Genomic DNA, 11,143 nt, shown 5'->3' with positions numbered 1-11,143 from the left:
TAGAAGTTGCGCGCATTGACGGTGATCTTGGTGTCGTCGACGAAGCCTGCAGCACTGGCAGTGGCAGGGATGCCAAGCGCCAGGGTCAGAGTGCCTGCGAATACGGCGACAGACAGGGGGTTGCGTGGGGTCATTGTTGTTGTGCTCCCTTTTTTTAAGTAGTCCACCCCGTGCGGCCAAGGCCTAAGACGAGGCGGGATGTAGCGCGGCCGCAGATTCTGGAGCGGCGCTCGTCGGGCAATGAAACTGTTATCAGTTGTCTGACGACGTATCGGATTATGGCTATGCCGCAAGGCTTGTCAATTCAATTTGTAAAGAATTGTTAGGTCTCAGACTTTCGTCTAGTGCAATAGCTCGATGGCGTAAAAGGCGGAGAAACAGGCTGTTGCGGCGATTCGAGCCGAGTCTAGTCAGATGGCTGCACGGGGCTGACCTACGCTGGCCGTGGCCACCAGCCAGGCAGCAGTCGTCTGACCTGTGATCGAGCGAAGCGGTCGTCGATGAGATGAAGCGTGCCAGCGTCTTCCGTGGTGCGGATCACTCGCCCCGCAGCCTGCACGACCTTCTGCAGACCCGGGAAGAGGTAGGTGTAGTCGTAGCCGGCGCCGAACAGCTGATCCATCCGAGCCTTCATTTGCTCGTTCACAGGATTGACCTGGGGCAGGCCCAGGGTTGCCACGAATGCACCGATCAAACGTTTCCCGGGCAGATCGATACCTTCGGAAAACGCACCGCCCAACACCGCGAAACCGATGCCTCGGCTTTGCTCAGTAAACCGTTCGAGAAAGGCAACGCGTGCAGCTTCTTGCATGCTACGGGTCTGCTCCCAGTAGGGCAGGTCAGGGTGCTGCTCACTGAGCAGGGCGGTCACCTGTTGCAGGTAATCGAAACTGCTGAAAAAGGCGAGATAATTGCCCGGGCGCTCGCGGTACTGCTCGGCCAGCAGATCGACGATGGGCTGCAAGGAGGCGTAACGGTCCCGATAACGCGTGGAGATGTTGCGCGCCAGCCGTACCTGCAGTTGCTCAGCCCGAAAGGGTGACTCGACATCTATCCAGACATGATTGAGCGGCACGCCAAGGGTATCGGCGTAAAAACGCTGCGGCGCTAGCGTGGCGGAAAACAGCACGCACGAGCGCGCTTGGCGAATACGCGGGGCGAGAAAGGGGGCGGGGAGCACGTTGCGTATGCAGAGCACCGAGGCTTTCGTCCCATTGCGATCCAGCCCCGGGACCAGCGTACAGTCGATCAGCGAATGCTCACCGAACTCTTCGGCCAGTCGACAGAAATGCATGGCATCGAAATAAGCCGATAACAACGAGGGATCGAGCCCCGCGGGCTCTTCACTCATGTATTCGGTTATGGCACTGACGGCTTGTTGCAGCGCGTTGATGAGCTTGTACGGGATATCCGGGAGGACCTGATACGCATCGACCTGATCTCTGTGCAGGTCGCTCCAGCCGCGCAGCACGCGTTCGACAGGTCTTTTCAAAATCATCGGAAGAGTTTTCCGTAACTTCCTGATATTCCTTACATCTAGCTCGGCGCTGTACATGCTCCTGCCGCGTTCAAGCAGATTATGCGCCTCGTCGACCAGCACTCCGACGTGCCACTCATTGAGCAGCGTCAGGCTGTAGAGCAGAGCGCTCAGGTCGAAGTAATAGTTGTAGTCGCCGATCACCACGTCAGCCCATCGGGCCAGCTCCTGGCTCAGGTAATACGGGCAGATTCCGTGCGCCAGCGCGACCTCACGTAACGTCGCCTTGTCCAGGAAGGGTCGTGTGACGGCGTCGGCGCGAGCAGCTGAAAGCCGATCATAGAAGCCGCGTGCAAGCGGGCAGGATTCGCCGTTGCAGGCCTTGTCCGGGTGTTCGCAAGCCTTGTCACGGGCGATAAGCTCCAGTACCCGAAGCGGCGTGGAATCGCTCGACAGGCTTTTCAGTGCATCGAGGGCAAGTTGGCGGCCGGAAGTTTTCGCGGTAAGAAAGAACAGCTTGTCGAGTTGCTGACCAGGAAACGCCTTCAATTGCGGAAACAGGGTCGCCAACGTCTTGCCGATACCGGTGGGAGCCTGTGCCATCAGGTGCGTGCCAGTGCATACGGCCTTATAGACGGCCTCGGCCAGCTGCCGTTGACCGCTGCGAAATTCCCCGTAGGGGAACGCCAGGTCCCTTAGCGCCTGGTCGCGCTCGGCACGGTGCGCCAACTCCTGCTCGGCCCATGCAATGAAAAATTTGCACTGCGCCTCGAAGAAATTCTGTAGATCGTCCGCACTGAAGGTTTCGACCAGCAGCGTTTCCTTCTGCGTGACCACATCGAAATACACCAGCGCGATATCGAGCGTTTGCAGATAACGCGCTTCGCATAGCAGCCAGCCATAAACCTTGGCTTGAGCCCAGTGCAAATGGCGGTGATTGGCCGGCTGCCGGTCCAGATCGCCGCGGTAGGTCTTGATTTCCTCCAGGCGATTCTTTCCCGGGTCGTAGCCGTCGGCGCGGCCACGCACGTGAAGGGAGCCGTAACGGCCTTCGAGGGTGACCTCGCGTTCGTAGCCATTACCACGTCGTGCGGTGACAGTGGCGTGACCGGCGACGCCCTCCAGCGCGGTAGGCGAGGGCGTGAAGCGCAGGTCCAGATCACCTTGCTTGGCCGTGAATTCGCACAGCGCTCGCACCGCGACGCGATAACTCACCAGGTGGCCTCCGCCCATTGCACATAGCAAACGGCGATTGGCATCTGATGTCGCTGTGCAAAATCTATCCATCGCTTCTGATTGTCCTGCAGACGATCACCAGGGCCTTTTACTTCGATCAGTTGGTAGCGCCGATCGCCAGGCCAGAACTGGATGAGATCCGGCAACCCGCTGCGATGGTTGGGCACGTCCAGCAGAATGCGCTGGAAGAATGCCTTCAGGTGCTCGGCTGGAATGCATTCGAGCGCCAGCTCTAACAGCGTTTCGTCAAACAGTCCCCAACTGACGAACTGTGATTGCAGGCCGAACTTCTCGCGAAACACGCGGCGTATGCAGTCACGGTATTCGTCTGTGCCAAGTTTGCTCAGGCATTCATCGAAAAGCCCGGCTCGACGCGTATGGAAGTCGGGTCGGGCGAGATCAGCTGGAGCCGCATGGAACGGATGGAAGAACGCACCCGGCAGCGGCGCGAAGATCGCGTCCCAGCACAGCAGACCGAGCAGCGAGTTGATCAGCGCATTCTCGACGTAGTAGGCCGGCGCCTCGCTGCGCGACAGATGCTCCCGCACGGCTTGCTCGACGCTCAGGCCGGGTTGCCTGGCAATGGCAAGATCGATGCGTTCCGCTTCGACCACAACGCGGCGGCGTGCCACGGGCTCGCCGAGCGCACGACGCAGGCGTGGCAGGATCCGCTGCAGCTGCTGCGCTTCGTGTTCGCTTTCCGGCGCGGCATTGGCTTCGCTTGCCAGCTGCAACGCGGCTTCGGGCTGGTCGCAGCGTTCGAGCACTCTGATCGCCCGCTCGCGCGCACCGGGATAATTGTTTGTCGCGTGCAGGCGCAGGGCCTGGCTCAGGTCGCCAACACGTTCGCATTGGCGGCCAATGCTCAGCAGCAGCTTGCCGCGCCGATGCTCCAGCCATTCGTTGGCGTAGGGCACGTGAGGAATGTCGGCGAGCACCTCATCCAGCGCCTCGCCCGCCTCGAAACGTTCGCGGCAGCGATGCAGGTGCAAATAGGCGTCGACGTCCTCACGACTGTGGAACGCGCGCGAGGCGGGAGAGAAACTCACCTGTTCGTAGCGGAAGATGCCCAGGTCGGCGAGCACGAATTCTGTCCAGTCCTGGTGAATATTGCCAAAGAACATCAACCGTAGCCGGTCACACAACTCGCTGATGTTGAGCCCGAACGCGACTTCACCGAGCGCCTCGCACCAGTTGCGGAACGGTCGTGGCTGAACATGCTCGGCCAACAGCGTCTGCAGCAGGTCGGTTTTGCGCTGACTGCGGCCCGTCGGGGGGCCAAAGACCCGGATCAGTTCATCTTTATTGAGCAGGGCGAATAATTGAACCAGATCCAGCGTCGGATCCGCGTCGATCCAGCCCTGATCGATCAGCGCGGCGGAGGCTTCCAGGGGGCAGCCGATCTCGGCATAACGCAACTTGCTGGCACGGAATAACGTCCCCTTGCGCATCACCATGCGAACCAACAGCGCCTGCGAGGCTTGCGGGACTTCGCTGAACCGGTCTAGAAACGCGCGCTCGTGGTCGGCCAGCAGATCGCCATGGCGTTCGCCGACCCAGGCAAGCACCTGTCGAAAGTTCTCGAGGTAGTAGAAGGGGTTTTCCAGGGCCTGGCGCATCGAACGTCCGGTTCGGTCATACACGGGCGCATTCACCCGTTTGGCTGTGTATTTATACAGTTGTTGGCGAATTTGGCAACGGCGGGACGATCAGTGGTTTGGCGTGCTATTTGAAAGCAGGGCAGGCCGATGGCAGTGGATGTCTGCAGTGAGACGCACCCAGCAAGGCCGGGCGCGTTAGGCCGTCACACCGTGCGTGAGAACCGGCCGCGCTGCTCGCCGCCGAGATAGGCATCGAACGCCATGGCGACGTTGCGCATCATCAGGTGGCCCTGAGGCATCAGCACTACCGCATCGCTGCGTATCTCCACCAAACCGTCGGCCACCTGCTCGTCGAGCTTGGCCAGCGAATCGGCGAAGTAATCGCAAAAATCGATGCCGTAGCGCTCTTCGATCTCGGCGAAATCGACGCGTCCGTGACACATCAGGGAGATGATTACGTCACGGCGTAACCGGTCGTCTTCGCTCAGCTTGTATCCACGATGCACCGGCAGCATGCCTTCGTTCAGGCGTGCGTAGTACTGCGACAACTCCTTCACGTTCTGGCTGTAGCTGTTGCCGACCTTGCCGATGGAGGAAATGCCGAGCCCGATCAGGTCGCAATCGGCGTGGGTCGAATAGCCTTGGAAGTTGCGCTGCAGCGTGCCGTTGGCGCGGGCCAGCGTCAGCTCATCATCAGGCAGGGAGAAGTGGTCCATGCCGATATAGACGTAGCCGGCGTCTGTCAGGCGCTTGATGGTCAGCTCCAGCAGTTCCAGCTTGCGTTCCGGTGGAGGCATGTCTTCCGGGCGGATCAGCTTCTGCGCACGCACCAGATCCGGCAGATGCGCGTAACTGTAAGCGGCGATGCGATTCGGGCGAATATCGATGATCTTGTTCAGGGTGGTGTTGAAGCTCTCGACTGTCTGCAGCGGCAATCCGTAGATCAGGTCGACGCTGATCGACTTGAAGTTCACTTCACGTGCTGCCTGGACCAGCTCGCGGGTCTGCTCTTCGGTTTGGATGCGGTTGACCGCGATCTGCACCTGTTCATCGAAGTCCTGCACGCCAAAACTCAGACGATTGAAGCCGAGCGTGCGCAGTCCATGAATCTGTTCGGGCGTGACGGTGCGCGGATCGACCTCCAGAGAGAACTCGTGATTGTCACTGTCGTCCATGTTGAAGGCGTCGTGCAGTGCATCCATCAGGTCGGCCAGTTGCTCGCTGGTGAAATAGGTCGGCGTGCCGCCGCCCAGATGCAGCTGGGTCAGCTTGCGCGAACGATCGAACAGCGCCGCCTGCATCTGGATCTCACGCTTGAGATATTCCAGATACTCGACGGCACGATCAATCTTCTGGGTGATGATCTTGTTGCAGGCGCAGTAGTAGCAAAGGCTTTTGCAGAAGGGGATGTGGATATACACCGATAGCGGCTTGGGTGCCGGGGCGTCGTTGGTCTCCTGCGCGGCGCTGCGATAGTCGTCGATGGCGAAGGCCTGATGGAACTGGGGAGCGGTGGGGTAGGAGGTGTAGCGAGGACCCGGACGGTCATATTTTTCGACCAGGGCGCGGTTAAAGCTCGGCGTTTGGTCCATGTGCGGTTTCACCTTGCGGGTTAATAGGGGAGTGGCTGGATGGGGAGCTCCGTCGACAGCCAGCGACATCGTGCCGCGATTATCCTTGATTCTAGTCACGGTTCGGATGTCTCAAATCAAGAACGCTGCGACTGCCCAGACGCCGATATTCGACGCTCAATCTACCCGTCCCGGCGTATCAGAGCGTCGAACCCCGTCTGGTTCGTGCGTGCTTAGAGACGGAATTGCCCGACCAGGCGGTTCAGCTCAGCCGCCAGGCGCACCAGCTCATCGCTGATCTGCGAGGTCTGGCTGGCATCCGTGGAGGTCGTGTCGGCAATGTTGCTGATGGTGGTGATGTTGCGATTGATTTCCTCGGCGACCGCGCTTTGCTCTTCTGCCGCCGTGGCGATCTGCATGTTCATGTCGTTGATCGTCCCCCCCCCGCCAGCAATTACGTTGAGGCTTTGGGCGGCCTTGGCAACGCAGTCGGAACCGGCATGAGCGCGAATCTGTGCGTTCTGCATAACTGTGACCGCATCGCGCACACCGCTCTGCAGCTGCTCGATGGTCGCCTGGATATCTCGAGTGGATTGTTGCGTACGCGAAGCCAGGGTGCGCACCTCGTCGGCGACCACCGCGAAACCGCGGCCCTGTTCGCCAGCGCGTGCTGCTTCGATCGCGGCGTTGAGTGCGAGCAGATTGGTCTGTTCGGCGATGCCGTTGATAACGCCCAGCACCATGCCGATGGAGGCACTGTCCGTCTCGACCTGCTTGATCACCTGTGCGGCCCGTTCGATTTCCTGAATCAGCCCGTCGATGCCGTCCAGCGCCTCGGTGGCCAGGGTTACGCCGGCTCTGGATTGCTCGTCCGCATCGTTCGAGGCCGATGCCGTCTGGCTGGCATGCCGTGCCACTTCCTGCACCGTCGCGCTCATCTCGTTCATCGCCGAGGCCACCATGTCGGTTTCGCTGCGCTGCGCCATGACCGTCGAATGGGTCTTTTCGGCCACATTGGCGACTCGGTCCGACACGTCGCCCAGTTGGCGGGTGATGCCCGCGACCGCTTCCAGGCTATGGCGAAACTTGCCAATCATGCGGTTGAACGAGTGCCCCATGGCACCCACTTCATCCTCGGCATGGACGGATACGATGCGGCTGAGGTCCTCGTCCTCCGTCATCGCCTCCATGGTGTGGCGCATGTCGTTGACGCGACTGATGATTACGCGGCGAATGATGTAGCTCATCACGATCAGGCCGGCCAGCAGAAGCAGAAGCTGGATGCCGGCGGAGGTCATGACATTGCGATTGATTTCACCGTCGAGAACCGACAGGTCGTAACTGATCCGCACAGCCCCCATCACCGAATTTTCGGCAACCTGGTGACACGAAAGGCAATTGGTGCCGCGGTAATCCCGATGAGCAAGGATTGGGTTGACGACGGTGAGCACTCGACCATCCTTGCCCTCCCTGACGTCCATCGTCGCCTTGCCTGCCAGCGCATCGCGGTCCATTTGATCGGCTGCCGCCTCGTGTGCGAATCCTGGGCCGAAGACCTTGGTCACCGGTTCGCCACGTACGATGCGCGCGTCAATCACGCCGGGCCTTGAGAGTATCTTTTCTCGCAGCACTTCGCGCTGGGCCATGGTGCCGGTCAGCATCATTGCGTTGATGCTGTCGAAGTACGAGTCGGCGGCGTCCTTGGTTTGCTGTTCGACGACCTGCAACACCAGTCGCTTCTCGGTGCTGGCGGCATGCAGCAACGAGGCGGAAAGCACCAGTGCGAAAACCAGCACCAGGGCCAGGTTGATCTTCGCCTGGACGGACATCTCGCGGTTAGCGTGAGCGCTGCTCATCATCATCCTTACTACTGCTCGGAAACGAAATCGCCTGAAAGCAGGCGATAGACGTGGGGGCTACAGAACAGGCGGTCCAACGCAAGCGTTCGCTCCGTTCGATCAGCCAGGCAGTGGGCGATATGTTAAAGGCTGCGATCGGCTGCGCCTTTGGGACTCGCACCGTATAGGGCGCTAGTTGCTGTTTCACTGATCTGGGTCAGTCAAACGCTTCGTATCGCTTGCGAAAAACAGAGGTACTCCAAAGTACAGCGAACGAGTCGGCGGCGCGGATCTACGGCACGGGGAATCCCTGAATCTCGGGTCGTCCCGATTCACTTGGCCACTTGGCAAGCCGCTCGGCACCGAGCACTCTATGCCGCGCGTGCAAGTCAACGACCGCCGGTCAGCTGGCAGCTTCGTTTACCGACTCGAATTTTGCTGTGTGAACCTGCGAACCCCTAATCGTTTCGGCGGTCGTAGCCTCTAGTCAGCCGCTGTCGGCGGGACATGCAGGGTATGGCTGTTGACCGATCCAGGCGCAGTGCATCAACCGGAACTATCTTTTCAAGGACTCACATGATCAAGAAATGCCTTTTTCCTGCGGCCGGATATGGCACGCGCTTCCTTCCTGCGACCAAGGCCATGCCCAAGGAGATGTTGCCGGTAGTGAACAAGCCGCTCATCCAGTACGGGGTTGAAGAGGCGCTGGCTGCAGGGCTCAACCAGATCTCGATCGTTACCGGTCGCGGCAAACGTTCCCTGGAAGACCACTTCGACATCAGCTACGAGCTGGAGCATCAGATCCGCAACACCGACAAGGAAAAGTACCTGGTCGGCATCCGCAAGCTGATTGACGAGTGCAGCTTCTCCTACACCCGCCAAGTCGAAATGAAGGGTCTGGGCCATGCCATTCTCAGCGGCCGCCCGCTGATTGGCGACGAGCCCTTTGCCGTGGTTCTGGCCGACGACCTGTGCATCAACGTGGACGGAGATCCGGTGCTGGCGCAGATGGTCAAGCTCTACAACCAGTTCCGCTGCTCGATCGTGGCCATTCAAGAAGTGCCGCCGGAAGAAACCAGTAAGTACGGTGTTATTGCCGGTGAAATGATCCGTGACGACATTTTCCGCGTCAGTCACATGGTCGAAAAGCCCAAGCCGGAAGACGCGCCGTCTAACCTGGCGATTATCGGTCGTTACATCCTGACGCCGGATATCTTTAACCTGATCGAGCAAACCGAGCCGGGCAAGGGCGGCGAGATCCAGATTACCGACGCCCTGATGCGTCAGGCGCAGGATGGCTGCGTCCTGGCATACAAGTTCAAGGGCCAGCGTTTCGATTGCGGTAGCGCCGAGGGTTATATCGCGGCGACCAACTTCTGCTACGAGAACTTCTATCTGACCGGCAAGGCGTTCTGATTCACCTAACGCCGAACACAAAGCCACCCAAGGGTGGCTTTGTGCGTTTCATGGCGCCGGCATGTCATCGGCGCCTGGTCCCAACGGCTGGCCATAGCTGAACTCGACGTAGTTGCCCGCCGGATCCCGCAGGCCGCAGTAGTAGCCGACCGGGTAGGGTTCATCACGCGGCTCCCAGATCAGGCAGCCAGCCTGGCGAGCACGAGCGGCAATCGCATCGACTTCACCGCGGCTCGACAGCGCGAAGCCGAAATGGCTGTAGTCATTGTCGGCCAGCGCACGGTCCTGCCCCCCCGGCATGATCACAAAGATGAAATCGCGCTCCTTGCCAGGCTCAGCCATCCAGACGATGCGTGAACCTTTTCCGGCGCGCTCGTGAAACACGTGCATTCCGCAGAACTGTGCATAGAACGCGATGCATGCGTCCAGGTCGGGGACATGCAAGGCGAGGTGGGTCAGGGTAGGGCGCATGCGGCACTCCTTCGATGATCGGGCCAACGACGTTGGGTTATGCTTTGCGTTCTACATGGGAGACAACAGTTCATGGCTTACGACTTCGATCTATTCGTCATCGGTGCCGGCTCCGGTGGCGTCCGTGCCGCTCGTTTCGCCGCTGGCTACGGTGCCCGCGTCGCGGTTGCCGAAAGCCGTTATCTGGGTGGCACCTGCGTAAACGTCGGCTGCGTACCGAAGAAGCTGCTGGTTTACGGTGCCCACTATGCCGAGGATATCGGTCAGGCCCAAGGCTATGGCTGGACCATTGATGGTGCGACTTTCGACTGGAAGACCCTGATTGCCAATAAGGACCGCGAGATTCAACGCCTCAACGGTATCTATAAGAATCTCTTGGTCGACAGCGGCGTCACCTTGCTGCAGGCGCACGCGCGGCTGGTCGATGCCCATACCGTCGAAGTAGACGGCCGTCACTACAGTGCCGAGCACATTTTGATCGCAACCGGTGGCTGGCCTTTCGTGCCGGACGTTCCGGGTCGCGAGCATGCGATCACCTCCAACGAAGCCTTTTATCTCGATGAGCTGCCGCGTCGCGCGCTGGTGGTCGGTGGCGGCTACATTGCTGTCGAGTTCGCCTCGATCTTCCATGGCTGTGGCGCGGAGACCAAGCTGCTTTATCGGGGCGACCTGTTCCTGCGTGGTTTCGATGGTTCGCTACGCGATCACCTCAAGGATGAGTTGATCAAGAAGGACATCGATCTGCAGTTCAACGCCGACATCGCGCGCATCGACAAACAGGCGGACGGCAGCTTGCTCGCCACACTGCAGGACGGTCGCGTATTGGAAACCGACTGCATTCTGTACGCCACTGGCCGGCGCCCGATGCTGGACGGGCTGGGGCTCGAGAATGTCGACGTCACGCTGGACAAACGCGGTTTCATTGCGGTTGACGAGCAGTTTCGAACTACCGCGCCATCGATCCTGGCAATCGGCGATGTAATCGGTCGCATCCAGTTGACCCCCGTCGCGCTTGCCGAAGGCATGGCGGTGGCGCGCCAGCTGTTCAAACCGGAGGAGTACCGGCCAGTCGATTACAACACCATCGCCACCGCGGTGTTCAGCTTGCCGAACATGGCGACGGTCGGCCTGACTGAAGAAGAAGCACGCAAGCAAGGGCACAAGGTGGTGTTGTTCGAGAGTCGCTTCAGACCCATGAAGCTGACCATGACCGGTAGCCTCGAGCGCAGCCTGATGAAGCTGGTGGTCGATGCCGAAACCGACAAGGTACTGGGCTGCCATATGGCCGGACCGGATGCCGGCGAGATCATGCAGGGCATGGCCATCGCCTTGAAAGCAGGCGCTACCAAGCGAATCTTCGACGATACGGTGGGTATCCATCCGACGGCGGCTGAAGAGTTCGTCACCATGCGCACGCCAACGGGAATCTGATCGAAGCACGGTGTTGCGCACGTCCGACCGGCCATGCGTCATGGCCGGTCGGACAAGGCATCATTGTGGAGGAGGGTGCTGATTTCCAGGGCGGGCAGCTAG

Annotated in this window: 7 protein-coding genes; 2 read left to right on the top strand and 5 right to left on the bottom strand. The window is 59.9% G+C overall.

What is annotated here, in order from left to right:
• Positions 1 to 433 precede the first annotated feature (433 nt).
• The 4 genes from MCB86_RS00610 to MCB86_RS00595 form a co-directional block, all read right to left on the bottom strand.
• Complete coding sequence (locus MCB86_RS00610; protein ID WP_239609061.1) at positions 434 to 2,692, bottom strand: ATP-dependent DNA helicase; 2,259 nt, start codon at positions 2,690 to 2,692, stop codon at positions 434 to 436.
• Positions 2,689 to 4,332, bottom strand: a complete 1,644-nt coding sequence (locus MCB86_RS00605; protein ID WP_045162202.1) for a VRR-NUC domain-containing protein — start codon at positions 4,330 to 4,332, stop codon at positions 2,689 to 2,691. The genes MCB86_RS00610 and MCB86_RS00605 overlap by 4 nt, the downstream gene beginning before the upstream one ends.
• 185 nt (positions 4,333 to 4,517) lie before the next feature.
• Complete coding sequence (hemN, locus tag MCB86_RS00600; RefSeq protein ID WP_239609058.1) at positions 4,518 to 5,906, bottom strand: oxygen-independent coproporphyrinogen III oxidase; 1,389 nt, start codon at positions 5,904 to 5,906, stop codon at positions 4,518 to 4,520.
• A 212-nt stretch (positions 5,907 to 6,118) separates the two neighbouring features.
• Positions 6,119 to 7,741 carry a HAMP domain-containing methyl-accepting chemotaxis protein gene (locus MCB86_RS00595; protein ID WP_239609072.1) on the bottom strand — a complete coding sequence of 541 codons (1,623 nt, stop codon included), beginning with the start codon at positions 7,739 to 7,741 and terminating at the stop codon, positions 6,119 to 6,121.
• Positions 7,742 to 8,299: 558 nt separating this feature from the next.
• Between MCB86_RS00595 and galU the strand changes: the two genes are divergently transcribed.
• Entirely contained in the window at positions 8,300 to 9,139 is an 840-nt protein-coding gene (gene galU / locus MCB86_RS00590) for a UTP--glucose-1-phosphate uridylyltransferase GalU (RefSeq protein WP_045162205.1), read from the top strand.
• Between the two features lie 48 nt (positions 9,140 to 9,187).
• Here galU and MCB86_RS00585 read toward each other — a convergent pair whose 3' ends face one another.
• Positions 9,188 to 9,610, bottom strand: a complete 423-nt coding sequence (locus MCB86_RS00585; RefSeq protein WP_045162206.1) for a VOC family protein — start codon at positions 9,608 to 9,610, stop codon at positions 9,188 to 9,190.
• A 72-nt stretch (positions 9,611 to 9,682) separates the two neighbouring features.
• Between MCB86_RS00585 and gorA the strand changes: the two genes are divergently transcribed.
• Positions 9,683 to 11,041, top strand: a complete 1,359-nt coding sequence (gene gorA, locus MCB86_RS00580; RefSeq protein WP_045162207.1) for a glutathione-disulfide reductase — start codon at positions 9,683 to 9,685, stop codon at positions 11,039 to 11,041.
• Positions 11,042 to 11,143 lie beyond the last annotated feature (102 nt).

Origin of the sequence: Pseudomonas sp. KSR10, from assembly GCF_022355455.1 — a bacterium.
GTDB lineage: Bacteria > Pseudomonadota > Gammaproteobacteria > Pseudomonadales > Pseudomonadaceae > Stutzerimonas > Stutzerimonas stutzeri_E.
Note: the sequence above shows the minus strand (reverse complement) of the source record. Positions and strands in the feature narration are given on the sequence as shown.